Origin of the sequence: Burkholderia sp. R-40 (assembly GCF_049942845.1) — a bacterium.
GTDB classification, from domain to species: Bacteria; Pseudomonadota; Gammaproteobacteria; order Burkholderiales; family Burkholderiaceae; genus Burkholderia; species Burkholderia ambifaria.
The window spans coordinates 3495447-3518452 of the sequence record NZ_CP187967.1; the positions used below are offsets into that span (position 1 = coordinate 3495447).

Here is a 23006-nt window from a genome sequence, read left to right on the forward strand (position 1 = left end):
CCGCCGCACGCTGACGGCCGGCCGGCGGCCCGCTGACACGTCCGCCAGCAAGCCGGCGGGCGCAATGTTGCTCAACCGGCAAAGGTGACTGATGGCGGGCGGGGTGTTTCGTTTGGCGTCCGAAGCCTAGACTCGCTGCATCGATTCCGCCCGTGCCGACGACGGCGCGGCTCCGGAGACTCACGGAGCAAACACGATGAAAACCATGAAGCTTGCGGCCTGCACGTTACTGCTGATCGGCTCGACTATCGCCGCCCAGGCCCAAGCCCACGCCGTGTCGACATTGACGCGTGCGGAAGTTCGCCAGGAACTCGTTGAATTGCAGGCCGCCGGCTACCGGACGAATCTCGCCAGCAGTCCCGACTTTCCGCAAAACATGCAGGCGATCATGCAGCGCGCCGCACAGGCGCGCGGCGACGCGGCCGGCTACGGCAGCGACGGCCATGCGAACGTGGAATCGGGGAAGCCAGCACTGCCGCGCGTGGTCGATCGCGACACGTACGCGCATCACTGAAGCGGGTGAACTGGGCCAGGCGCATGAACACGCGACCCGCCGGCCCGGCAGCCGGCTACCCGCCGCGCGACGCGCAGCGGGTTACTGCCATCAAACGCTGAAGCGGTTCAGCGTATACGCACGATAGGCCGCGACGAACGCGTCGAATGATCCGGCCTCCTTCGCTTCCAGCTCGGCCTGCTCGGCCAGCGACTTCGCCGCGAGCGCCTGCTCGGCGCGCATCGTCTCCGCCGACGGCGGGTTCGCACGGAAATGCGCGGCATGCGCTTCGCTGTGCGCGAGCGCGAACGCGAGGAACGACTGCCCGTTGTCGCGCATCTCGCGCAGCACACGCGCCGACGGCGTGCGCTCCGGATCGGCAAGCTTCTCGCGCTGCGCGGCGATCGCACGCGCATGCTCGTCACCGCCGCGGATCTCGTCGAGACGGCGCCCGACGGTTTCGATATCGGCCATCAGGTCGTCCGCCCATGCTTGCAGCGTGACCGGCTGGCCGTCGCGCATCAGCGTGAGCCCCGGCTGGCGCCCGTCCATCGTCACGCTCGCGAAGTTCGCATTCGCTTCCTTGTACGCGTCGCAGTCGAGCGCGGGGCTCTCGTCGAGCGCGCACGCGAGCAGGAACGCGTCGATGAAGCGGGCGGTCTCGAGCGCGATGCCGGTCGGCTCGAACGGATCGATGTCGAGGCAGCGCACTTCGATGTACTGCACGCCGCGCGACGCGAGCGCATGCAGCGGACGCTCGCCCGAATACGTGATGCGCTTCGGACGGATCGTCGAATAGAACTCGTTCTCGATCTGCAACACGTTCGTGTTGATCTGGATCCATTCGCCGTCGCGATGCGTGCCGATCGCCTCGTACGGCGGATACGGCTCGCTCACGGCCGTCGACAGCGCGTCGAGATAGCCGGACAGCGTGTTGTAGTCGACGTGCAGCGCGGCCTGCGCGGTCGTGTTCGAGTAACCGAGGTCGCTCATCCGCAGGCTCGTCGCATACGGCCGGTACAGCGTGTCGGCATCGAACGCGTCGAGCTTGTGCGGCTTGCCGCGCAGGAATCTCGTGTCGAGCGCGGGCGATGCGCCGAACAGATACATCAGCAGCCAGCTGCGACGGCGGAAGTTGCGGATCTGCGCGAGATAGCGCTCCGACTGGTAGTCGACGAGCGTGGCCGTCGAACCTTCGTCCGCGTGCAGGCGCCGCCACACTTCCTCGTGCAGCGAGTAGTTGTAGTGGATGCCGGCGATGCACTGCATCGTGCGGCCGTAGCGATGCGCGAGGCCGCGGCGGTACACCGTCTTGAGACGGCCGATGTTCGACGTGCCGTAGTCGGCGATCGGGATTTCATCGTCGGCCGGCAACAGGCCGGGCATCGATTCGTTCCACAGCATCTCGTCGCCGAGCGACGCATACACGTAGCGGTGCAGATCGTCGAGACGTTCGAGCGTGAGCGACGCGTCGGGTTCCGCCGGCGTGATCAGTTCGATCAGCGCTTCGGAATAGTCGGTCGTCAAGGACGGATGCGTAAGGGCCGAGCCGAGCGCGCGCGGATGCGGCGTAAACGCGATCATCCCGTCGCGCGTCACGCGCAGGCTTTCCTTTTCGATGCCGCGCAGGCCGTCGGGCAGATGCTGCCGCGTCGGGCCCGAGCTCAGCGCTTCGAGACGATTCAGCAGCAGTTCGGACTGGCGGTGAGTCATGGTGTTCGACATGGAGGCGCAAGTGCGTGACGGACGCGCGCAGAACGCCGCGCGCGGCCGGCTGGATTATTGGTCGCTTCGTTGGTAGCGGGCACTTTAACATCTCGCCGAAACACGCGCTTGAGGTGGCTCCGGGCGGTGCGCGCCCGCCGCAGCGGGCCGCCGGGCGGGCCGATGGCGACGATTGCGGCGTGCGCATGCGACGGCCGTCGGCACCGCCGGACGCGGCGGTCGCGTGAAATTCGTCGGACGGAATGCGAACGGCTCGAATGACTCGGACGGTGCGCGCAGCGGCGCCGACAGGTGCAACCCGCGCGGCCGAACGCGCCGTGCGATATCGTCGACGCTCGGTCGACCGTACGCCGGCGGCGACAGGCGACAGGCGGCAGAGCGGCTTGATCGCCGTCACGCGTCGCAACCGTGAGGACGACCGACCGATCGCTGCCGGACCCGCGCCCGCCGCGGGTTGCATCGCGGCGTTGCCCGCTCGCCGCCGGCGGGCAGGCCTACGCGAACATCATCCCCCCCGCGCGCCGCCGGCCCGGTCCGCCACGTCGTTCCACAGATGAAGCGCCGCATACGCGCGCCACGGCCGCCAGCCTTCGGTGCGGTGCTTCTGGCTTGCGAGCCGGTCGAGCGACGGATCGCGCGCGGTGATCGACTGCATCAGCACGAGATCGGACGCCGGCCACGCATCGGGGTCGCGCCACGCACGCATCGCGATGTATTCGACGGTCCACGGGCCGATGCCGGGCAGATCGAGCCACGCGCGGCGCAAGGTCCCGAGATCGGCCTGCGCGGGATCGAGCGGCACGTGGCCGGCCGCCACCGCGCGCGCCATGCCCGTCAGCGCCGCGGCTCGCTTGCCGGGCATGCCGATCTTCTCCAGATCGCATGCGGCGAGCGCGTCCGGCGTCGGGAAGCGCCAGGCCGGCGCGCCATCCGGCGCCGGCATGCCGTCGTCGTGCACGACGCGCTCGCCGGCCCGCTGGACGAGCCGGCCGACGATCGTCGTGGCCGCCTTCACGCTCACCTGCTGGCCGACGATCGCGCGCACCGCGAGCTCGAACCCCGACCAGGCGCCCGGCACGCGCAGCCCCGGCGCGGCCTCGACGAGCGGCGCGAACCACGGGTCGCGCGCGAGCCCGCCGCCGATCGCGGCCGGATCGGCGCCGAGATCGAACATCGACGCGACGCGACGCGCGAATGCGTCGTCGACATGGCGCGCGGCCGCCCCTTCGACCGTCGCGATCAGGCAATGCCGGCGCGGATGCTTCGTAACGGTAAGGCGGCCCGCGTCGCCGTTCAGATCGACGATGCGGCGATACACGCCGTCGACGACCTGTTCGACACCCGGAATCGCACGTCCGCTGAAGAAGCGCAGCACGCGTGCCCAATCGTACGGCGCCTTGAAGCGCAACTCCATCTGCGCGGACGGCGGCACCTGGCCGCCGTTCGCGATCGACGTAATCGTGGTTTTTTCGATGCTCAAACTACGTTGCCCTCCGCAACGGCTTCGGTTTCATCGTCGCGCACATGGCGCGCCTCGGACGCGAGCAGCGTCGCCTTGCGGCGCACGCCCCAGCGATATCCGGCAAGCGCGCCGCCCTTCTGCACGACACGATGGCACGGAATCGCGAGCGCGACCGGGTTCGACGCGCAGGCCGATGCGACGGCGCGCACCGCACGCGGCGAGCCGAGCGCCTCGGCGATCTCCGAGTAGCTGCGCGTTTCGCCGTACGGGATGTGCGTCAGCGCTTCCCAGACGCGCTGCTGGAACGCGGTCGGCGCGATGTCGAGCGGCAGGTCGAACGCGTGCCGCGTGCCGTCGAGGTACGCGCGGATCTGCGCGACGAACGGCGCGAGCCGCGACGGCGCATCGACCAGCTCGGCGCGCGCGAACGCGTCCTTCAGTTCATCGACGAGCGGCGCCGGTTCGTCGCCGAACGCGATCCGGCAGATGCCCTGTTCGGTCGCGGCGACGAGCACCGTGCCGAGCGGCGTCGACGCGGTCGCATAGTCGATCCGCAGGCCGGCGCCCTGGCGACGAAACGCGGACGGCGCCATCCCCAGCTCGCGCGGCACCGATGCGTAGAGCCGCGACGGCGAATTGAAACCCGCGTCGACGGCCGCCTGCGTGACCGGCTGCCCGCTTTGCAGCGCCTCGCGCAGCGCGGCGCCGCGCTGCGCGGCCTGATACTGCCGCGGCGACACGCCGACCACGCGCTTGAACAGCCGCTGCAGGTGGAACGGGCTCACGTGCACGGCATCGCTCAGCTGCTGCAGCGTGAGCCGCTCCGGATGCGCGTCGAGCACCGCGCATGCCCGATTGACGATTTCAAGCTCGCGCGGCAGCCCTTCCGGCTGGCAGCGCTTGCACGGGCGAAAGCCTGCCGCGCGCGCCGCGGCCGGATCGGCGAAGAAGAACACATGCTCGCGCCGCGGCAGCCGCGACGCGCAGCTCGGGCGGCAGAACACGCCGGTCGTGCGCACGCCATAGAAGAACGCGCCGTCCGCATGCGGATCGCGGGCGGTCACGGCGCCCCAGCGGGCATCGTCGGTCGGATAGGCGGTTTTCATCTGAACCTCGCACTCTCTAGTGTAGATGGTGCCTACTCTAGACATCGGCATGGGCCGTCGCGCCCTGAATCTTGCTCTGTGATTCGCATCGGCGAAACCGGGGACGCATCCCGATAGATCAATCGGACGAAAAGCGCCGCGAACGCCGCCCGAACGCCGCTTTCGTCATCTTCCCGTCACCCTTTTGCTGCAGTGCGAATGCGACAAATCGCCGTCCTGACCATTTTTTACACTCGGAATATTGCAACGCACCATCGCCGTGTGTATAGTTGGAACTGTCTCCTCCATGTCTCCTCCTGATATGGATTAAGCCCGTTCCGCTCTGCGTGAACGGGCTTTTTTTCGTCCGTCGATCGGAGCGCGTTCCGGCCCGCGCCAGCGCGGTCTACACTCGGGGCACGCCATCCATGAAGGAGTGCCTGCTCATGAAACCGACCATCCGCGCGATCGATCACGTCGTGCTGCGCGTGATCGACATGGCTGCGATGACGCGCTTTTACTGCGACGCCGTCGGCTGCCACGTGGAGAAGGAACAACCCGACCTGGGCCTCGTGCAGCTGCGCGCCGGCGACGCGCTGATCGACCTGCTGTCGGTCGGCGGCCCGATCGACCGTCCCGACAGCGGCCCGCCCGGCACCGGCCGCAATCTCGACCATCTCTGCCTGCGCGTCGAGCCGTTCGACCCCGACGCGCTGATCGCGCATTTCGCCGCGCACGGCGCGCGCCCCGGCGCCCCCGCCGAACGCTACGGCGCCGGCGGCTACGGGCCGTCGATCTATCTGTTCGATCCCGAAGGGAACATGCTGGAATTCAAGGGGCCGCCCGCCGCGATCGGCTGAGCGCCGGCCGTCACGCGTCGGCGCGCGCCTTCAGCACGGTCCATTCGACCGCAACCGGATCGTGGTCGGCGCTCGAGATCCACGCGGCGCCGTCCTGCACCGTGCATTGCAGACGCATCGTGCGCTCGGCGAGGCGCCCGAGCGCGGCCGCAACGCCGTCGGCCAGCGACAGCACCTGCACGTTGCGCAGCCGCTCCACCTTGCTGCGCACGCCCTGCCACCAGATGTCCGACGCCTTGCCGCCATATGCGATGACGGTGACCTGCCCGGCGCGGCCGGCCGCCTTCGAGATGCGCCGTTCGTCGGGCTGGCCGGCCTCGATCCATACGTCGATCGCGCCCGTCAGGTCCTTTTGCCACAGATCGGGCTCGTCGACGTCCGACAGCCCCTTGGAGAATTCGAGACGCTCGTGCGCGAACAGCGCGAACGCGACGATGCGCACCATCATTCGTTCGTCGGTTTCCGACGGGTGACGGGCGACCGTCAGTGCGTGATCGGCGTAGTAGTGCCGATCCATGTCGGCGATTTGCAGCTCGGCTTTGTAGATCGTGGATTTCAGCGCCATGCGGATACGGCCCGGGCGGGCATTCGGTTCGGTGGGTCGTGATGATACCGAATGCACGCGGCCCGGCACGCGACGGGCGCTCCACAGCACGACGGCCCGGCATCGGCCGGGCCGCTTTTGGGCCGCGCCACCGACAAGTCAGGCCGGCGCGCGGGGGCGCGAGAGGCGCGCGTGCGGTTACTGCTTGACGAAGCGCGAATCGGTCCAGAGACCTTGCTGGTCGCTGTTGTCGGCGCTGACGAACTGAACGTCGCCCTGGTCGACCGACACCACGCGGAAGCGCTGGCCTTCCGGCACCGACAGGCAACGGTAGTCGTCGAAGTACTGCTGCTTCGCCTGCGACTTGCCGTCACGCTCGTGGTTCAGTACGGAGTCCAGATTGTCTTTCGACAGACAGCCCCATGCATTCTTCGTCAGCTGGATTTCCTGCTTCGGCTGGACAGCCGCATCGCCGCCTGCCTGGGCGATCGACACCACGGAAAATGCGCCGACAAGGACAACAAGGACACCGGTTCGCTTCATCATGTTTTTTGTCTCCAGGCTTGCGGGCACCAGGCTGGGTTAGCTATGTGTTTAAAGGTGATCGTGAACCCGCGTTTTTCACTTTAGAAGACCGGCAAGCGATAGCAAGCACATTTGTTGTGCGATCGCAATAGCGGCGAATTGTCGCACCCTGCGCGCACCCGGTTTTTCACGTGTCGCGCGTGTGCGCCGATGTCTCGCGGCGCGCGGACCGGCGCGCATCGCCGGGCGCAAAGCGTTATGGAGCAAGGCTTTCAGCAAAGTTACAATGGCGCGATTGAACGGTTTGGATAATTCATTTCAATATCCGGATTGTTTTGGTGCGCCGCACACAAAGTCATCCGAAACGATATTGAATTTACCGCAGTGCGGGATCGCATTTACCTGATACAAGAAAAATGCCAGGTATAAGCGCGTTCGTATTTACCCGTATTTTCCCGAGCGGTCCGGGCACCCGCAGCAGCGGGGCCGCGGGGTTTTCACCATGTTTTTTACCCGGCGTTATTCAGGCCGATTGTGGGCGCTCGAAATAATCGCGCTGGAAAATGCACATGCGATATGCGTTGTGATACGCGCCGTTTCCGAAAAATTCTTCCTTCAATTCCGCCTCGTGCTGGAATCCGCATTTCTCGTACACGTGGATGGCCGCCGCATTCGACGTATCGACGATCAGGTACAGCTTGCGCATGTTCAGCACCTTGAACGCGTATTCGATCGCAAGGCGCGTCGCCTGCCCGGCATAGCCGCGCCCCTGGCGTTGGGGCGCGATGATGATCTGAAACTCGCCGCGACGATGGATGTAGTCGAGCTCGATCAGCTCGACGAGGCCGACGAGTTCGTCCTGCGGGTCGACCGCGACGAAGCGGCGCTCGCGCTGGTCGTGCACGTGACGGTCATATAGTTGCGACAGCTCGGAGAAGGTTTCGTACGGTTCCTCGAACCAGTAGCGCATGATCTTCGCGTCGTTGTTCAGCTCGTGAACGAAGCGCAGGTCCTGGCGCTCCAGCGGCCGCAATGCAAGCGTGTGCTTGTCGTTCTGGAGTTGCATGTTGGTGTCCTTTTTGATGCCCGCGCGTGCGTGAAAACACCCGTGAGGCGGTCCCTCGAACAGGGGTATTCCACGCTGCAAGAAGTTGACCGCGGGCGAAGTTCAGAGCCTAGAATGGGAGCAAGGGTTCCTGCCACCGCAAGGAGGCTATCGTGATCGAGCAAGTCATACTCGGCATCTTCCTTGTGCTGCCACTCGTGATCGTGGCTGCGCTGTTCTCCGACGAACTATGGCAGGAACATCGGCGCCAGCATCCGCGCGACGAAAACGCACCGCATATCGACTGGAAGCATCCGTGGCGCCGCGTGCGGCGCGGGCACTGAGTCGATCGCCTTTCCCGCAGTGCTGCCGTCCGGGCGGGCCGCCCCGGCGGGTCGCCCCAGCGGGTCGCCCCGAACGGTGCCGACTTCCGCTACGAACCGATTCCCGCTCAACCAGCGAGACGCCGACGTGAACGATAAACCCGCTCTCCCTCCGCACGATATCCCCGGTGAAGCGATCGACCTGCAGATCGCCGATGTGCTGGCCGCCGTCCGCTACCCCGCGAACAAGGATGCGATCGTCGACGCCGCGCGCGATGCCGGCGCGAGCAACGAAGTGCTGTCGATGCTCGACGGCCTGCCCGAACAGGACTACGCGGACGTCGATGCCGTCACGCGCTGGGTTGCCGGCAACTTCGGCCCCGGCCTCGGTGTTTGAGCGCACGCCAATAACGAGATAGGATCGGGCCGCACCGATCGCATCGCGGCCGGATGCACGCCGCCCGGCGCCAAGACCGGGCGTTTCCGCACGAGCGCCCGGGGGAGTCCATGGAAGGTATCCTGATCCAGCATACGACGCGTCGTCAGCTGTGGTTCGGCGCGCTCACGGCACTCGTGATCGTGCTCGCGCTCGGGATCGCCGCGCCACACGCGAACGTCGCGCTGCCGGCCGTCGAGCCGTTCATGCCGATGTGCGCGCTGACCGTGTTCACCACCGCGAGCATCGCCGCATTCTTCCTTGGCGCACAGTTCACCGTCACGCGCCAGCCCGTGCTCGGCGCGCTCGGCGGCGCCTATGCGTTCACCGCGCTCGCCGTCGCGCTGCAGCTGCTGACCTTTCCCGGCGTGTTCGCGCCGCATGGGCTGTTCGGCGCACAACCGCAAAGCGCCGCGTGGATGTGGATCTTCTGGCACGCGGGCTTCCCTGGTTTCGTCATGGTCGCGCTGCTCGCGCGTGCCCGGCTGGCGCGCGCGCCGATCGGCGCCCGGCAGACGCGCTGGTGGACGCTCGCGCTGGTCGGCGGGCCCGCTGTCGCCGCCGGCGTGCTGTGCCTGTTCGCGCTGAACGTGTCGCTGCCGCCTGCGTTTCGTCCGCCGGGCAATGCGGCCGTGCTGCCCGTCAACGGCGTCGCGCTCGTCGTGTGGATGCTCAATGCGCTGGCGCTCGTCGCGGTGCTGGTTTCCGGCCGGCTGCGCACGACCCTCGACCTCTGGCTCGCGATCGCGGTGCTCGCGTGCCTGACCGATACGACGCTGAACCTGTTGAGTACCCATCGGTTCACGATCGGCTGGTATCTCGCGCGCGTGTTCAGCATGTTCACGCCGGGCATACTCGTGTGCGTGCTCGCCTGGGAAGTGACGATGCTGTATCAGCGCCTGTTCGAGGCGCACACGATGCTCATCCGTTCGTCCGCACGCGACGGCCTGACGGGCGCGTTCAACCGCAGCCACTTCAACGATCACTTTCACACGCTGTTCCTGCTGGCGCGGCGACAGGGCGAACCGCTGTCGCTGCTGATGGTCGACGTCGATCACTTCAAGGCATACAACGACGCGTTCGGTCACGTGAAGGGCGATGCGTGCCTGATCGCGATCGCGAATGCGCTGGCCGGTGCGGTGCGGCGCCCGGCGGATATCGTCGCGCGCTACGGCGGCGAGGAGTTTGCGATCGTGCTGCCGAACACCGGTGCGCGCGGTGCGCGGCTCGTTGCCGAGGAAGCGCGCGAAGCCGTGCTGCGGCTCGATCTCGCGATGCCTTCGTCGCCGGCAGGACGCGTGAGCGTCAGCGTCGGCTGCGCGACCGTGTCGGCCGACGAGCTGTCGACGCCCGATGCGTTGATCGAAGCCGCCGATGCCGCGCTGTACCGCGCGAAGGATGGGGGGAGAAACCGCGTCGTCGTGGCGTGAAAACGTCTGCGGATTGGGGATTTGTTACGGTCATTGTGACCGGAATAATCCACCGTTACGGATTCCAGCGCGGGGAAACGATCGCTTACACGCCGTGTTGAGCGCGCTCGCTATGCTCGGTTCATCTCGAATCCGAGCAGGTGAACGCGATGAAGAAAACCCTTTTGCTGATTGCCGGTGTGGCCGTGCTGTTGAGCGGCTGCATCGTGGTGCCGGATGGTGGCGGGTATTACGGTGGTGGCGGGTATTACCATCATCATCGGCATTGGGATTGATGACGGCGGCGGTTCGGACGCGTTGACCTGCAGGTGTATCGAGGCAGCATCGACAGTCCGGGCCGCAGCCCCGTCAAAACCGGCTTCACCGGCTCCGCATGCATCAGAAATACCTGTGCCTATAGCGCAGCGAGCGTTTCGCCATGAAGACGCTCGGGCCGCGCATTCTTCCTAGCGTCCTTGACGGGATTACAGGACGAACAGGGAATGTCCCGCACCGTGGGGCTGTCGTATGAGCATGCGCTCACTTCGATACATAACCTAGCGAAACGCCGCAACGCCTTATACATCAAGGCCCTTGATCGGCTACGCAAATTTTGTATGCCATCTTGTGTGCCAAAAAAGCGTTGCGCCTCTAGCTAACCACCTGCTGACGATCTAAGCGCCCGCGTCTCACCATGTGTGCAGCGAGGCAGTAAGTCGCAGGCAGCGACGACCCAAGACCGCGAGTTGCGGCGGGGCGGGTGCACTCTTTGCGCCGCTGGCGAGGCCGCTGACGGCGCGAGGATACAGACTCAGCGCGGACCGCTCCAGCAGGCAGGCGGCACGCACGATTGCCACTTCCGCTCGCAACGACTATGACCCCCTTGTTGCGCGCCTCCCACCAGAATGTCCAGACATCCCGGCACCGCCACGCCCCTGCTATTCCGGTATGAATATGCCCCCCCTTAGGCACGCCGACAGTAGGAAAAACACGCGGGTGTGAGCCCCCGCGTCTTTGCCCTAGACGCAGGGTCCCCCGCTTTCCGCCCGCCCCAACCTTTGCCCTGACGGCAACAATCGCCGAAGGCGCGTCGCATCGTATCCCCCGGTAGAAACATCGCTGCTAATCGTCCGTTTCGCTCGCCCGCCCTTGCCAGCGTTGAGTCTGCCTTTGTTGCACCACCTCCACGCGCACCTCTCCCGTTGCTCAATTTTCTTGGGAACATTGGGAACAAGGCTCAGGAATCGCCGCAACCCCAATACAGGAAAGGCTTTCAGCCGTTCCCAAACATCCGGGAACACGGGGAGGGTGATTTTGGGAACAAACCCGCGAAAGCCTTACTAGACAAGGCATTCGGCCGTTCCCGCATCCTATTTGAGGGTTTGGGAACAGGCCGAGCAATTGTCGCGAGGATTGAGGTAATTGAAGCGACGCGAATGCGCGCCCACTCCCTTCTGGAACGTCACGCCAAAGTGACTTTGAGCGCTGCACGTACGCGATTGCCGCGCAAAAGAATGCCCCGCGCCGACACCTCGGCACGGGCGCAGGCGACTAACCGATATCGAGCGCGAAGATGGACGACTGGATGCGGTACGCGCGCATCAGGCCAAGCGAGCCGACACGGACCTTGGAATCCGCGCGACCACCGCTTTCCGGCCTCAATACGCCCATGTCAGCCAGCACACGGGCAACGGCGCGATGATCGAAGCCGCGACAGACCTCGTTGCGAAACGGCTCCGTCAACACAAGATATTCGGTGTCGCTGCGCTCGGCATCGGCCGTCGCCATCCTCTCGCCGTACTCCGCCATGTACTCCCGGTCCGTATTCACGGCCCGATCCGCCGACAGCGACCGTTTAAACCCGGCCCGGTGCATAGTCTTGCCCGCATGGTCGTCATCAACGCGTTGCGCCCACGTAAAGCGCGCGTCACCATGCGCTTCCAGAAAGCCGCGAACCTGCCGAATCATCGCCGTTGCTTCAGCGTTACCCACGCCGCCACGCTCCCGCACCCACGCCTTGAAACAAGCGTGCGCCGCTTGGATCGCATGTCCCTCGCCCCATCCCGTGCAACCCGCCTCGCTCGCAATCTCACCCGCGACACCGACAAGCGCGAACCGCTGAGCAACGCGGGACACCTGCCCGTCCGAGCCTTGCGGCACCCAATCGGCCACAAGCGCCGCAATCATGCCGCCCACCGTATCGCGCATGCGCTCGGCATTCTCGGCCGTGTGCCGAATGAACTCCATCGCGGCCACGCCGTAATACTGACTGGAGGCGCGAGCAACATGGTCCGCCAGATCCTTGGGCGTCGCGAACCCGTGCAACTCTTCGAAGATGCCGTAGCCACGCCCGGCGTCGGCCGGGAGCGTCGCCAGTCGCACATCCTGCCCGGCGTTCGCCGTCTTGCTCGCCTCGCCCATGATCGACGCAAGCGTCTTTTCCCCGCTCGATAGAAACAACAACCGCCAGGACAACACGGGCTTTGCGGTCGCGTTGCGGGTCGCTCGCCCCTTGCCAGCCTCGTTGCCGATCATGTAGACGATATCGCCCACCTCCTTCGGCTCGACCTGCCCGATTTCATCGAGAATCAGCAAGCCGTCGCTATGCTGCGCGGCCGTCGATTCCATCGCGTTCGACGTGGCCCGCCAGCTCCGCAGGTAGTCGCGCCCGCCGAACACCGACGCGGCCGCGCGCAACGCCGTTGTCTTGCCGACCGTGCTGTTACCCATCAGGTGAAAGCCGCCCGACGCCTGCCCTGAGAACCGCAACAACGTTCCAGCGAAGGCACTCGACACGCAAAACATCAGGCGGCTATTGCCGACGCAGAGCGCGGCCAGCTCGCGCCGCCAGTCGTCCAGCGTTCCGCTTTGCTTGAAATGACTCTCGATACTGCCGTCCGTCTGAAAAATCGTCAGGTCGTCGCCGGCACCGATGGTCCGATCCGGCAGGACGAAGGCGTTACCATGCCAGCCGATCCGGCTCGTACAGCGTGCGCGTTGATCGCTGCGCGCCGTCTGAATGTAGCTTGTCAGCCGCTGTTTCGCAGATGACGACGGGTCGATGTTCAGGCCCATATCCAGCAGGATCGCGCGGTATTCCGCGCCGTCGCCCGCCAGCATGCGGCGCGGCATCGCCCACCGCTTCGGGTTGCCGTCGCGGTCTGCGAACTGGAGCAACACGCCCCATTCCGTGTTCGCCTCGTTACGCGTCTCGGCCGCAACCTCCAGCGGGTCGCAGATCCATTGCGGCGGCAGGTCGTTTCCGTCGCGGTCGTAGCCCTCATACCAGACGCCACGGCCATCGACGCGAAACCGTGCCCGCCCGTCACCCGTCTGCGTCGTTTTCGGGCGCTTGGCGGGCTTCGAAGCGGACGGGGCGGCCTTGCCCTTATCGGCAGCCGACGAACCGCCCACGGCGTGCGCAGCGCGTACCGCACCGGCCACGGCATCTACACCACGATGCGCCGCCATATCGTTGAAGTCCGTTCCGGTCGCCGGACGATCCGTGCCGAAATCGGGAACCGCAACCACACCGCCCACGGCGTCAGCCGTCGCACGGGCCTTCGTCACACCCGGATTGCCTTTCGTCGTGTGGTCATCGTCGGCGCACACAATGATGCGAGCGTCCGGGAAGCGGCCACGCAGAGCGGTCGCGACGGCCATCAAGTTCCCCGCGTCGAACGCGACGGCGGCCGGATGTCCCGTTGTGGCCGCAAGCGTCGCACACGTCGCGTAACCTTCGCCAATCAGCAGCGTGGACGACACCGCGCCGCCAATCATCGAGAGGCAACCGGACTTGCGGCCGTTCGGCAGATAACGTTTCTGCCCGTCTTCCAGAATGAATTCCAGCGTCCACAGCTTGCCGTCCGCGTCACGCGCCGGGATGATCAGTGCGCCGTCGCATGCGGCCGTGCCAACACGTAGATTGCCGCGATAGACGCGCAGATCGCCGGCCGGAATGCGCTTGCGGACGAGATACGGATGATCGGCCGGCGCACGCTCGGCCGCCAACCAGATCGACTCAGCGAGCGTCGCCGCCTCTCGCTGTTTTTCGGCTTGCGCGGCCAGCTCGGCCGCCTCGCGAGCGACGCGCTCGGCCTTCTGGCGCTCGCGCTCCACTGGATCGACCGGCTTTGCACGGTGCGCGCGCGGATCAAAGCCGCTTTGCTTCGCAAGATGAAAGAGCGTGTTGATCGTGATCTTTCCGCCCTTGAAGGACTTCCATACGTCGCGCGCATCATTCGCGTCGTAGCTTTGCGCGCCTTGGCTCCATTCGTTCCAGAGGGAGAAGCCCTCTTCACCAAACCCGGCTTTGAGCGCCATCCCAACCTGACGCCACGTATCGCGGTCATCGGGCGGGATATAGCCGAGCGCGACTCTCGCCCGCTCGAATTCGGTCATATGTGTGTTGCTCATAATTTTCCGTTTCGGTGCGCGGCATCGATGAACATCCGATTAGCACTACGAATCGCATCTCACGGTACAGAATCGGATACGCATCGAGTACCGCGCCGTCGCTCAGGTCAGCCCGTTACCGGCAGACCCGCGCCATGACGCTCCAATTTCCCCATCAATGCCGACAGGCCGTCGCTGAGCATTCCCGCGAACTCCCGTTCGACGCCATCGCCCGCTATCGTGCAACGTCCATCGCCGTGCATGAATGCCGCGACGTATGCAACCGGCGCATCGGCGGAATCGCACACCGTCGTGAGCAACTTGTGACGAACAAGATTGCGGCGTTTCTCGATGTTCTCTGCACCATAGTCGGCCATCGACAGGACACGCGCATCGCCGACGTGCGACGGCGCGTTGCGCTCCGTCCTTGCGCGAAACGCCGCTAGGTTGACGACGCCGGCCGCATGGACGGACATAACGCCCGCACCCCGACCCTGACCGGAAGACGCCCCGAAAACGGCGCGCGTGGCGTTGTTGTTGTTCGTTGCCATGCCCGCCCCCTCAGTGCGTCGTGCGCGGATCGCGCGTAACGACGCCCAGCGCCGCGAACAGGTGTTGTTGCACGCGTCCCATCAAGCCGGCCGCGAACGCATGTCGACTTACATTGACCCGATGTGCATCGACCTCGCCGGCCTCGCGCATTGAGCCTTCCAGTCCGCGAACAAAGGCCATCGTTTGATGTGCCGCGTAATCGTGCAGGCGCACGTCGCCCTTCAGCTCAAGCCATGCGTCGGCGCAGATCGCGCCAAGATCGACGGCGAATTGCAGTTCAATCGGTGCGCCGGTATCGAGCGGCGGCGCGTTGTCGAATCCGTCGACAACCGCGGTTCGGATGCGCTGATCAGTCATGGCATACCTCCGGGTGCGCAGTGCGGCGCATTTCAGCGGAGTACCGGCTCGCGACGCTTTGCCCCATGTCGACGAGCGCGCGCTCGTAGGTGCCCTCCGCAAGATGCGACCGGACAGCATCGAACAGGGCTTCGAGCTGGGCGAGCTGATGGGCAGCACACATGGCGATCATCTTGACTTCGTTCGGCAGGCGGAATTCAGACATGGCGCACCTCCAGAATCGACGCGAGGAGTTGCCCGACGTCGATCGTGCAATCCAGATCCGCTTCGCCGCGAATCGGCGTGAGGTTCCAGTCAAATACGGCCGCGTGCATGAAGTCGCCAGACTGGCGACCGCAGACGCTACGCCCCGAGACGGGGCCGCCCAAGATCCGCACGCGCCAATCGTGATCGGGCGTCGGACGAGCCGATGCGACCTCGACCAGCATGCCGATGCGAGCGCGAGCGTCGCACTTCGTGACGATCGCCAGATCGCCAATCTTGCAGCGCAGCTCAGCCATGACGCACCTCCGCACGGACGAGCGCCGCGATCGCGGCCAGTGCTGCACCGGTCGCGTCGAGCGCGTCTTGATATGTGCTGGCGGTTGCCGCGTCGCGCAGTGCTGCGCGGACGATGGATTGAATGACGTGGGATTGCTGCCCTGTATGGGCGTGCGTGGACTGGCGCATTGCGCGACCTCCTTGGACGGGTTGAACCCGCTCCCCACTTCCAAATGGGGTGGGCGGGCAGACAGCAGGGTTGGAAGACCGGCGTCCAAGGGAACCGGCAGGCCGAAGCCTCCCCACCGTCGCCCACCCATTGATCGTAGAGGCGCGCGAAGGCACACGGACGTAAAAAAACCGCACTGCGGCGGTCGTCCGCCTTGGAACAATCGGGCTTCCAAACCCGGTCGCCTCTGTGTCGGCGACAGTCACAGGATACTGCGTGCCGTCGCGACGTGCAAATCGGGAGGAAAACGGACCAGACAAGGCGAGACAACGCCCGCCGTACGCTGGCATGACAAAGTGACTTTGGCGCACGATCATGCCGACACCTTGGGGTCGAGCATGAAAATGGCTTCCTTCAGCAGCCGGACTGCATGCTTGGCACGTGACGGTATCGTTTTCGAATCGCGATCAAAGACGGCCGCCGCGACAACAATCATTCTTGCTGCTTCACAGCGGTACTCGCTTGAGGTGCGCTCGCACACTTCCGAGAAGAGTTCATACAGGCGATTAAGCTCGCAATCGTAGAACTCCAAGTCCGCTTGTTTCTTGGTTTCACGCGCGACCGCACGTGCATTCGTTGCGTTCGGCATCATGCGCCCTCCGTCATTTCGACCGCCACATCGTCAGCGCGATAGTTCAGCGGGTCGGCAAGATAACGATGAATCTCGCGATTTTTCCAAACGGTGCACCTTTGAGACAACCGGATTGAACGCGGAAATTTCCCCTCCTGTTCACGCTTGCGAACAGTTTCACGGGACAGGCGGATTGGCCCACGCAGATCGCGCCATTTGGAAAGTCCATCAAGCGGCAGCACGTCCGGTGTAGGCAGTGCGGGTGTGCTTCTTACTGGCATTTGTGCTTCCTTAAGCATGTCTGCGCCACTATTGGCAAAGACAGACTGCAATTTAAGGGAGCATGACTAAACGGCAAACGGAACGTTTTTTGCCGTTTCGATTTGAAAATATTCCGGCCTATAACTCGTCACTCTCGAAACGAAGTCGATTTTTCCGCACACGCCCAACAAACCCCTCTAGGTCACTCTCACCCAAAGCTACTTTGCACTGGAGCGCGAGGAGCGAATCGGGAAGTCGCCAGCATTCCGCGTGATTTTCGCCTGCATATTCGTGGCGTGCTTCCCACATCGCCCGATCAACGCTGCGGACGTATCCGCGATACTTGTTACTTTTCTGCGATGTCAATTGATCGGCTGCAATTTGCCCGCGCCAAGGGATCGTTTCGCGGTGAGCTAGCTGTGCTTCCAAACCGGATGCAGCCACATATAGTCCGGTCAGCAGTTGTGCAACGGACGGAATAAAGCAGGCGGAACTGCCATTAAAGCGAAATATCTCATCGAGTCGCGGGCGTGAATTGGCCTCGTATCGCGCCCGGTCGTAGTCGTCCACAATTCCCGGATGCTGAGCGGTCGCCTCAAGCAGATGCAGGACATCCGAGAACTCAATCGGGATTGAAATGCGCGCGCTCGCCTCGTCCTGTTCGATGTCATTGACCAAATCGCGAGCCTCGTCGAGCACTTGCACAAGCTTCGACACATTCGCCTGTTGCCGCTTGATGACTTCGCGCGACAGATCCTCGTCGCTGTCTGCAGCACAAAGCGCCGCATCGAACCAAAGCCGCCATGCAGTGTCGGCATTCGATCCGTACGCCCATGCAAGTGATTCAGACTGGTAGAACGCCCCCATCCGGGGATCGCGAACGAGTCGCCTAGCCGCCTCAACACTCTCTTCCGAGTACGGCGTATCTACAGCATCGACAAGGGCGTATGCCTGCCGCACTGGATCAGGCACCCCGGAACAAAAATCCAGATTCATCGCGCATCCTTCATATGCGCCCTTCACGAAGAACGCCGAGCCAGCCGGTGAAGGTGTCCGGTTTTCGGGTGGCCGCCCTAGGCTCGACGGACCGCATTTTCTCACGACTTGCAGCACGGACCGGTCTGTGTCTCAAGCTCGAAACCGGCCACGACCCTAGACCATCTCCGTGTTAACACATGCCCAACAGGCGGCGATGAGTCAGCAGGTTCAACACTCGCCCGAAATATACTGCCCTACGCGCGCCCTATCCTCATTCTGATCTGATTCCCGCTTGAGGCGCCGGCAGGCCACAACACACTGTAAACCTCGCCGCCTCCGGGGGAGCTGCGACGCCATTAGCTCGTAAAATGAGATCAGGCTGAAAACGGGCATTTCGAGAAATCGCGTGAGAAATAGTACTCACGGCTACCGGCCCTGACAGCGCTGTTTACCTCGGCCAGGTTTTGTTCAAGGACACATCCATCCGGGACAGACGCTACAAGAGCCAGCTTCGGGGTCAATGGGATGATGGTGTGCGTGGGAACGTCCGGCACAATGAACTCGCCTGCTTGCGCATGGATAACCCCCCATCCGGTAAGTCCGGCAAGGTCGCGCGCGTAGTGCCCTGTACGCATTTGCAGTTGCACCCCGTTGAGTTGTCGAGCAGGCATCTTTCCCCCCATTCTCGCGAACAGATAGCCGTTACTCTCCAGATTTTCCTCCTGGGTCTTAGTAAGGTCGTCACCACTGACGCCGAACAATTGGATTTCCTGCGCATCGAGTCGGCGGTAGCGGGTCCGCATGAACCAAAGCGCAAACATGGTATCGATGGCGGGCTTCTGCTCCGGCGTTATCGTGTTGGCCTGGCCGCGGATGATCGGCTGAACGATCTTCTGAAACTCGTCTTCGATGTGCTTCATGTAGCCCGCTTCCGCCCGCTGGTCCCATGCGCGCTGGGCACAAAACAACGCGTCCTTCGGCCGGGCAAGGCGAGTCTTGTTCCTGAGTATGTCGAACACGGACACACGCCCGCTTTTGTCGACAAACTGTTGCATGCTCCGCACGGGAAACACATGCTGCCTGATTGTTAACTGGTTCGGGTTTTGCGGCCGTGTTTCTTCAGGCTTGGAGATCACATCCTTCGTGGACAGGTGTGAAATCGGCTCGGCTGCCTTTGCAAGCGTTGTAGCCATTATCGCGGCTGCACCGCCGGCTGGCTCTTCGCCGTCACGAACACAAGCGATTTTAATTATTGGCATGCTTCGCCTCCTAGTTGAGTTCACGAAACCCGAGTTGCATTTTATAGCCGTCTGCTCGCCCGTCTGGGGCCTCCGACCGGACGGCTATCGACCTCCCGATCCAACGCGTATGTCCGAAACCGTTCCCTTGCGGACATGGGCGAAAATAGGTGTTCGAAAATAAGGCTTTTCTATTTTCGTACAGGGGTTATAATTCGTACACCCTTTTTGAACACATTGGAGCCTGTAGTGTCCCGAACCTTCGCATACGCCCGCGTCAGCACGGCCGACCAGACGGCAGCCAACCAGCTCCGCGAGATCGAGGCGGCTGGCTTCAATGTCGACAAGCGCCGGGTCGTAACGGAAAGCATCTCAGGTAGCGTAAGCGCGGACCAGCGGCCGGGGTTTGCGGACTTGCTCCGCAGACTGGAAGAAGGCGACGTGTTGATCGTGACGAAGCTCGACCGGCTCGGCCGGAACGCGATGGACGTGCGCGCAACAGTCGAGGCGTTGGCGGCACGCAGCATTCGGATTCATTGCCTTGCGCTCGGCGGCGTTGACCTGACAAGCCCGGCCGGCCGGATGACGATGCAGGTATTGAACGCCGTTGCCGAGTTTGAGCGTGACTTATTGATCGAGCGAACGCAGGCCGGTATTGCGCGCGCGAAGGCGGAAGGGAAAGCGATGGGGCGGCCATCCGCACTGTCCAAAAAACAGCAGGACGAGGTAAGGCAGCAATTGAACGAAGGGGCAAGCGTCGCCAGCCTCGCGAAGCAGTACGACACAAGCCGTCAGACGATCATGCGGGTACGCGACGCGGCGTAAGGCCCGACCGTTCAAAGTCACTTTTTCACGGGCCGTAAGGCCCGCCTTTAATCCCACATGCGGGCGGCGGCGGCGCGGGGAGCTTCTTTGCGCGGAACGTTCCAGTAGGGAGGAGGTTCAATATTTGCGTAAGTCAAGACCTGATCTCTCAGTCAGCGTCAGATCAGGTCTGAGATTGCTTCGCCGTCACTTCATCAAGGGCCGTGATCGACCCGAAGCGGCCGGCCAGCTTTCTACAAAGCGGCCATTCGCTTCAGATGGGCTAGACGCCTAGTGCCATAGAACCGCGCAGACCGGACTGCGGTCGATCGTCATTACACGTAGACATTTGGAAGATCAATCACATGCATCTTCCTCCAGCGACCCGACGAGTTCTCCAGCAGAGCGACAGAGCGACAGCACGTTCGAATCGCCTCCTGCGCAGACAGACGATGTTCGAGCTCGACGGCAGCCAAATGAGCTGTCGCAGCATCGCCGTGCGCGACAGTCAGATGTGGAACGATGCCATCGTGTGCATCACCATAGGGTCGAAACATGGGGAAGCGCTCGACCAGCGCAGTCGTCAAGGCGACGAACGGTTCTGGCGGATCAGGAGCAAGATAAGTGGTGACCGCAAACCGCCCGACCTTCCTCAACGAAAATTCGAACGGCTGCACAACACTCAGCGCGCTTTGCGCCTGACGAAGGACATCGGTCGTAATTTCGTCAGGCGGCATGAAGGGAAACAGAACCGTGATATGCGCCGGCACGCCCTGGTCAGAGGTAGCATCAAACCGGCTACGAAGGTCCGCTACTGTTGACTCTGCTGCGGGAACCTCAACGACGAACGCTGTTGTGAGCATTCGGGAATCCTCTCGCGTCGATTGATCATTTATGCTCGACTTCCGTCGGTAACACGCCCCTTGACTGCCTGCGGCATTTCTAAACGATGATGGTCACACGGGGCCAGCGGTCCTTGTATCTCTTCTGCTGGATTCGCCGAAGATAGGTATCAATGCTGACACGCGCTGGATTGCGTCGTACCACCATGGAAAAAAGGTCGTCGAGTCCGTATGGTGCGCAGACATCAATTGTCCCGTCACTAAGCAAAGTCAGTCCTACCGTCGTCGTGTACTCCGGCCACGACGCAACGGCTTGGGCCAGTGAACTGAAGGGGGACACCGGATGCCCAAAGGCGCTCTCGAACCAGAGATGAACAGCGGCCTGATTTGTGACCTCCCACGGAATTTCGGGACATTGCGCCGTGAGGCTGCGCTGGATTTCGGCATCGCGAATCGACGACAAATCAGACGGGTCGAAGTAGGCTAAATCGACGTCGACTGGGCGTGTCGGAGTCACATATCCGTGAAGCGAGTCCCAGACCAAATTACGAATGGCCCCTGCGCCAATGCACCAGGATTTCAGGCCCATTGCACGTGCCGCCGACAGCGCAGACATACACCAAGACGACTGTCGGGCTATTTCGATTAATCTTTCGTTGAGATTCATCGCGGATCTACGTGGCCTAAACGAGCAGAACGGGTGAAATTGTCACCAAATCCGGGCGCACCGTCGAGTGACCGAAACTGGCCGAACTGAGTCAGACGATTTGACGCTGTCTGTTTGGTCTAGTCCAGCCTTATACAGTTCATTCGGTTGCGACGGCGAAGTCGGCCCCCATGACGACGCGTACCGAAGGCCGTTGTACCCGGTCTGTTCCCAAGATATATGAGTGTTTGGGAACAACTTGGGAACAAAAAACCCCCGACAAATCAATCTCCTACACTATCTGTTCCCAATGTTCCCGCTGTTCCCATAACCATTCTTTCCGACGACACGCGTCAACTACCCATTCGCCGCGAATTTGCCAAGGATCACCTTGCGCCCCTCGTCTATCTGAGCCTCAACGAAAGCGGCCCACAGGGCGAGGATGTGGCGGCGCTGTTCGGCGTACTCCGCACGGTTGTAGACGCCCTTGATTCCCGTGATGGTGTGCGAAAGCGCCTTCTCGATTGCGTCTGAGGGTTGCCCCATCTCGTGAAGGTGCGTGCTGGCGGTGCGCCGGAAGTCGTGCAGCACAAAGTGCTGAACCTCCATATCGAGCGCCCGTACGGCTTGGTTTAACGTGCTCTTGGCGATTGGCCGGTCCGCACCGCGAGATGAAGGAAACACGTATTGCTGGCTCGTGCGAGTTTCATACAACTCACGCAGCATCAGCACGGCCTGCGGAGCAAGGTAGACCCAATGCTCGCGGGGTTTCTTCATCCGATCAGACGGGATACGCCATACGGCGGTATCCAGATCGAATTCGGACCATCTAGCCTCGATCAATTCGGACTTGCGTACCATCGTCAGCACCAGCAGATGAATCGCCAGCTTCAACGGTCGGCGGATACTCGATGCATAGACGACGCGCAGCACGTGCCCGAGTTCGTCGGGAGATAGCACGCGGTCGCGGCTCTCCTGCGTGGCGATAAAACGGGCAACTACCGCCTGCGCCGGGTTGATCGTCACGAGCTGGCGCGCAATCGCATATTCGTACATTCGCTTGATGACATTGCGGGTGTGCAAGGCCATCTTCGGCGCTCCGCGCTTCTTGATCCGATCGCAGATCGCCAGCACATCGCCGGGGGTCACTTCGGATACCGGCTTGCTGCCGAGCGCCGGATACACGTCCTTTTCGAGTGCGCGTTTCGTCGTCCGCTGATACTCGGCCGACTTGTCCGCCATCTGTTGTTCGAGCCAGTACGCAGCGAATTCACGCACGGTATTGAGCGCCTTGGTCGTGCCCCGATCTTTCCGAGCATCCGCGACCGGGGAAACGCCACCCGCCACGATCTCCGCATATCGGCGGGCGCGCTCACGAGCAGCCGCCAAGCTGACTGCCGGATATTCGCCAATCGTCACGGGCGGCTGGCGCTTGCCGTGGAGCGAGTAGCGGTAGCGCCAGAATTTCGAGCCTGATGGCATCACCTCCAAAATCAGACCGCCCCCGTCAGAGACAGGATAGCGGGCCGCTTTCGGTTGCAATGCCTTGACGCGGGTATCGGTCAGCGGTTGAACGACTTTCGGCATGGTCTTCCCCTTTTGGCATACAGATTCTTGATGTTTACCTCGGCCGGAAACGCTTGCCAGATAAGGCCATGAGGTGTTTTTGGCATACAGTATTTCGCGCATAGGCGCGGTGTATGCCATCTTGTATGCCAAAAACCGCTAGTTGTCGATTGGTAAACT

26 protein-coding genes are annotated in these 23006 nt (G+C 63.1%); 7 read left to right on the plus strand and 19 right to left on the minus strand.

All coding sequences use genetic code 11. The features are described 5' to 3' along the window. Positions 1 to 196: 196 nt before the first annotated feature. Positions 197 to 514 (plus strand): DUF4148 domain-containing protein, encoded by a 318-nt coding sequence (locus tag ACP26O_RS16165; protein WP_175665875.1) that lies wholly within the window; start codon positions 197 to 199, stop codon positions 512 to 514. A 90-nt stretch (positions 515 to 604) separates the two neighbouring features. Here the strand turns inward: ACP26O_RS16165 and gshA are convergent, their stop codons facing one another. From gshA to ada, 3 genes are all read right to left on the minus strand, one after another. Then, a complete protein-coding gene (gene gshA / locus ACP26O_RS16170; protein WP_175665874.1) occupies positions 605 to 2218 on the minus strand; it encodes a glutamate--cysteine ligase in 1614 nt (537 codons plus the stop codon). Between the two features lie 505 nt (positions 2219 to 2723). Further along, the gene (locus tag ACP26O_RS16175; protein WP_175665873.1) at positions 2724 to 3698 is read right to left on the minus strand and encodes a DNA-3-methyladenine glycosylase family protein; all 975 of its coding nucleotides are present in this window, start codon (positions 3696 to 3698) and stop codon (positions 2724 to 2726) included. Then, entirely contained in the window at positions 3695 to 4786 is a 1092-nt protein-coding gene (gene ada / locus ACP26O_RS16180) for a bifunctional DNA-binding transcriptional regulator/O6-methylguanine-DNA methyltransferase Ada (protein WP_175665872.1), read from the minus strand. The genes ACP26O_RS16175 and ada overlap by 4 nt, the downstream gene beginning before the upstream one ends. 425 nt (positions 4787 to 5211) lie before the next feature. On the opposite strand from ada, the gene ACP26O_RS16185 reads away from it, so the two are divergent. Further along, positions 5212 to 5625: a VOC family protein gene (locus tag ACP26O_RS16185; RefSeq protein WP_175665871.1), complete on the plus strand. Its 414-nt coding sequence runs from the start codon at positions 5212 to 5214 to the stop codon at positions 5623 to 5625. 10 nt (positions 5626 to 5635) lie between these two features. Here ACP26O_RS16185 and ACP26O_RS16190 read toward each other — a convergent pair whose 3' ends face one another. The 3 genes from ACP26O_RS16190 to speG all read right to left on the minus strand — a co-directional run bounded on the left by ACP26O_RS16190 (position 5636) and on the right by speG (position 7760). Continuing rightward, positions 5636 to 6190, minus strand: coding sequence for a YaeQ family protein (locus ACP26O_RS16190; RefSeq protein WP_175665870.1), 555 nt, complete (start codon positions 6188 to 6190; stop codon positions 5636 to 5638). A 177-nt stretch (positions 6191 to 6367) separates the two neighbouring features. Continuing rightward, positions 6368 to 6715 carry a surface attachment protein Sap1 gene (gene sap1, locus ACP26O_RS16195; protein ID WP_175665869.1) on the minus strand — a complete coding sequence of 116 codons (348 nt, stop codon included), beginning with the start codon at positions 6713 to 6715 and terminating at the stop codon, positions 6368 to 6370. Between the two features lie 502 nt (positions 6716 to 7217). After that, entirely contained in the window at positions 7218 to 7760 is a 543-nt protein-coding gene (speG, locus tag ACP26O_RS16200) for a spermidine N1-acetyltransferase (protein ID WP_006756943.1), read from the minus strand. A 152-nt stretch (positions 7761 to 7912) separates the two neighbouring features. On the opposite strand from speG, the gene ACP26O_RS16205 reads away from it, so the two are divergent. From ACP26O_RS16205 to ACP26O_RS16220, 4 genes are all read left to right on the plus strand, one after another. Then, a complete protein-coding gene (locus ACP26O_RS16205) occupies positions 7913 to 8083 on the plus strand; it encodes a hypothetical protein (RefSeq protein WP_006489933.1) in 171 nt (56 codons plus the stop codon). 127 nt (positions 8084 to 8210) lie between these two features. Next, positions 8211 to 8459 carry a DUF2795 domain-containing protein gene (locus ACP26O_RS16210; RefSeq protein ID WP_006750103.1) on the plus strand — a complete coding sequence of 83 codons (249 nt, stop codon included), beginning with the start codon at positions 8211 to 8213 and terminating at the stop codon, positions 8457 to 8459. A 110-nt stretch (positions 8460 to 8569) separates the two neighbouring features. Continuing rightward, on the plus strand, positions 8570 to 9928 hold the full coding sequence (locus tag ACP26O_RS16215; protein WP_175665868.1) for a sensor domain-containing diguanylate cyclase: 1359 nt from the start codon (positions 8570 to 8572) through the stop codon (positions 9926 to 9928). A gap of 149 nt (positions 9929 to 10077) precedes the next feature. Beyond that, positions 10078 to 10203, plus strand: coding sequence for a hypothetical protein (locus ACP26O_RS16220; RefSeq protein WP_006750105.1), 126 nt, complete (start codon positions 10078 to 10080; stop codon positions 10201 to 10203). Positions 10204 to 11458: 1255 nt separating this feature from the next. Here the strand turns inward: ACP26O_RS16220 and ACP26O_RS16225 are convergent. The 10 genes from ACP26O_RS16225 to ACP26O_RS16270 form a co-directional block, all read right to left on the minus strand. Next, the gene (locus ACP26O_RS16225) at positions 11459 to 14308 is read right to left on the minus strand and encodes a DUF927 domain-containing protein (RefSeq protein WP_426356254.1); all 2850 of its coding nucleotides are present in this window, start codon (positions 14306 to 14308) and stop codon (positions 11459 to 11461) included. Positions 14309 to 14430: 122 nt separating this feature from the next. Continuing rightward, positions 14431 to 14853 (minus strand): hypothetical protein, encoded by a 423-nt coding sequence (locus tag ACP26O_RS16230; protein WP_426356255.1) that lies wholly within the window; start codon positions 14851 to 14853, stop codon positions 14431 to 14433. A 10-nt stretch (positions 14854 to 14863) separates the two neighbouring features. Continuing rightward, a complete protein-coding gene (locus ACP26O_RS16235; protein ID WP_426356256.1) occupies positions 14864 to 15211 on the minus strand; it encodes a hypothetical protein in 348 nt (115 codons plus the stop codon). Then, positions 15204 to 15416, minus strand: a complete 213-nt coding sequence (locus ACP26O_RS16240) for a hypothetical protein (protein WP_426356257.1) — start codon at positions 15414 to 15416, stop codon at positions 15204 to 15206. The genes ACP26O_RS16235 and ACP26O_RS16240 overlap by 8 nt, the downstream gene beginning before the upstream one ends. Continuing rightward, positions 15409 to 15711, minus strand: a complete 303-nt coding sequence (locus ACP26O_RS16245) for a hypothetical protein (protein WP_426356258.1) — start codon at positions 15709 to 15711, stop codon at positions 15409 to 15411. Before ACP26O_RS16245 ends, ACP26O_RS16240 begins: the two co-directional genes overlap by 8 nt. Beyond that, positions 15704 to 15880, minus strand: coding sequence for a hypothetical protein (locus ACP26O_RS16250; RefSeq protein WP_198105250.1), 177 nt, complete (start codon positions 15878 to 15880; stop codon positions 15704 to 15706). Before ACP26O_RS16250 ends, ACP26O_RS16245 begins: the two co-directional genes overlap by 8 nt. A gap of 353 nt (positions 15881 to 16233) precedes the next feature. Next, on the minus strand, positions 16234 to 16512 hold the full coding sequence (locus ACP26O_RS16255) for a hypothetical protein (RefSeq protein WP_426356259.1): 279 nt from the start codon (positions 16510 to 16512) through the stop codon (positions 16234 to 16236). Next, complete coding sequence (locus tag ACP26O_RS16260) at positions 16509 to 16772, minus strand: helix-turn-helix transcriptional regulator (protein ID WP_426356325.1); 264 nt, start codon at positions 16770 to 16772, stop codon at positions 16509 to 16511. Before ACP26O_RS16260 ends, ACP26O_RS16255 begins: the two co-directional genes overlap by 4 nt. Positions 16773 to 16890: 118 nt before the next feature. Then, positions 16891 to 17748, minus strand: coding sequence for a hypothetical protein (locus ACP26O_RS16265; protein ID WP_426356260.1), 858 nt, complete (start codon positions 17746 to 17748; stop codon positions 16891 to 16893). A gap of 356 nt (positions 17749 to 18104) precedes the next feature. Continuing rightward, the gene (locus tag ACP26O_RS16270) at positions 18105 to 18989 is read right to left on the minus strand and encodes a hypothetical protein (RefSeq protein WP_426356261.1); all 885 of its coding nucleotides are present in this window, start codon (positions 18987 to 18989) and stop codon (positions 18105 to 18107) included. Between the two features lie 228 nt (positions 18990 to 19217). Between ACP26O_RS16270 and ACP26O_RS16275 the strand changes: the two genes are divergently transcribed. Then, positions 19218 to 19793 carry a recombinase family protein gene (locus ACP26O_RS16275; RefSeq protein ID WP_426356262.1) on the plus strand — a complete coding sequence of 192 codons (576 nt, stop codon included), beginning with the start codon at positions 19218 to 19220 and terminating at the stop codon, positions 19791 to 19793. Between the two features lie 314 nt (positions 19794 to 20107). Here ACP26O_RS16275 and ACP26O_RS16280 read toward each other — a convergent pair whose 3' ends face one another. The 3 genes from ACP26O_RS16280 to ACP26O_RS16290 form a co-directional block, all read right to left on the minus strand. Then, entirely contained in the window at positions 20108 to 20635 is a 528-nt protein-coding gene (locus ACP26O_RS16280; RefSeq protein WP_111016824.1) for a 2'-5' RNA ligase family protein, read from the minus strand. 79 nt (positions 20636 to 20714) lie between these two features. Then, positions 20715 to 21281, minus strand: a complete 567-nt coding sequence (locus ACP26O_RS16285; RefSeq protein ID WP_426356263.1) for a nucleotidyltransferase family protein — start codon at positions 21279 to 21281, stop codon at positions 20715 to 20717. 336 nt (positions 21282 to 21617) lie between these two features. Further along, a complete protein-coding gene (locus ACP26O_RS16290) occupies positions 21618 to 22847 on the minus strand; it encodes a tyrosine-type recombinase/integrase (protein WP_426356264.1) in 1230 nt (409 codons plus the stop codon). Positions 22848 to 23006 lie beyond the last annotated feature (159 nt).

Coding starts and splice junctions, on each gene's coding strand:
- speG (WP_006756943.1), bottom strand. CDS start 7,760: ATGCAACTCCAGAACGACAAGCACACGCTTGCATTGCGGCCGCTGGAG.
- ACP26O_RS16255 (WP_426356259.1), bottom strand. CDS start 16,512: ATGATGCCGAACGCAACGAATGCACGTGCGGTCGCGCGTGAAACCAAG.
- ACP26O_RS16235 (WP_426356256.1), bottom strand. CDS start 15,211: ATGACTGATCAGCGCATCCGAACCGCGGTTGTCGACGGATTCGACAAC.
- ACP26O_RS16260 (WP_426356325.1), bottom strand. CDS start 16,772: ATGCCAGTAAGAAGCACACCCGCACTGCCTACACCGGACGTGCTGCCG.
- ACP26O_RS16225 (WP_426356254.1), bottom strand. CDS start 14,308: ATGACCGAATTCGAGCGGGCGAGAGTCGCGCTCGGCTATATCCCGCCC.
- ACP26O_RS16230 (WP_426356255.1), bottom strand. CDS start 14,853: ATGGCAACGAACAACAACAACGCCACGCGCGCCGTTTTCGGGGCGTCT.
- ACP26O_RS16265 (WP_426356260.1), bottom strand. CDS start 17,748: ATGAATCTGGATTTTTGTTCCGGGGTGCCTGATCCAGTGCGGCAGGCA.
- ada (WP_175665872.1), bottom strand. CDS start 4,786: ATGAAAACCGCCTATCCGACCGACGATGCCCGCTGGGGCGCCGTGACC.
- ACP26O_RS16245 (WP_426356258.1), bottom strand. CDS start 15,711: ATGGCTGAGCTGCGCTGCAAGATTGGCGATCTGGCGATCGTCACGAAG.
- ACP26O_RS16250 (WP_198105250.1), bottom strand. CDS start 15,880: ATGCGCCAGTCCACGCACGCCCATACAGGGCAGCAATCCCACGTCATT.
- ACP26O_RS16290 (WP_426356264.1), bottom strand. CDS start 22,847: ATGCCGAAAGTCGTTCAACCGCTGACCGATACCCGCGTCAAGGCATTG.
- ACP26O_RS16285 (WP_426356263.1), bottom strand. CDS start 21,281: ATGAATCTCAACGAAAGATTAATCGAAATAGCCCGACAGTCGTCTTGG.
- sap1 (WP_175665869.1), bottom strand. CDS start 6,715: ATGATGAAGCGAACCGGTGTCCTTGTTGTCCTTGTCGGCGCATTTTCC.
- ACP26O_RS16240 (WP_426356257.1), bottom strand. CDS start 15,416: ATGTCTGAATTCCGCCTGCCGAACGAAGTCAAGATGATCGCCATGTGT.
- ACP26O_RS16220 (WP_006750105.1), top strand. CDS start 10,078: ATGAAGAAAACCCTTTTGCTGATTGCCGGTGTGGCCGTGCTGTTGAGC.
- ACP26O_RS16270 (WP_426356261.1), bottom strand. CDS start 18,989: ATGCCAATAATTAAAATCGCTTGTGTTCGTGACGGCGAAGAGCCAGCC.
- gshA (WP_175665874.1), bottom strand. CDS start 2,218: ATGTCGAACACCATGACTCACCGCCAGTCCGAACTGCTGCTGAATCGT.
- ACP26O_RS16185 (WP_175665871.1), top strand. CDS start 5,212: ATGAAACCGACCATCCGCGCGATCGATCACGTCGTGCTGCGCGTGATC.
- ACP26O_RS16215 (WP_175665868.1), top strand. CDS start 8,570: ATGGAAGGTATCCTGATCCAGCATACGACGCGTCGTCAGCTGTGGTTC.
- ACP26O_RS16165 (WP_175665875.1), top strand. CDS start 197: ATGAAAACCATGAAGCTTGCGGCCTGCACGTTACTGCTGATCGGCTCG.
- ACP26O_RS16190 (WP_175665870.1), bottom strand. CDS start 6,190: ATGGCGCTGAAATCCACGATCTACAAAGCCGAGCTGCAAATCGCCGAC.
- ACP26O_RS16280 (WP_111016824.1), bottom strand. CDS start 20,635: ATGCTCACAACAGCGTTCGTCGTTGAGGTTCCCGCAGCAGAGTCAACA.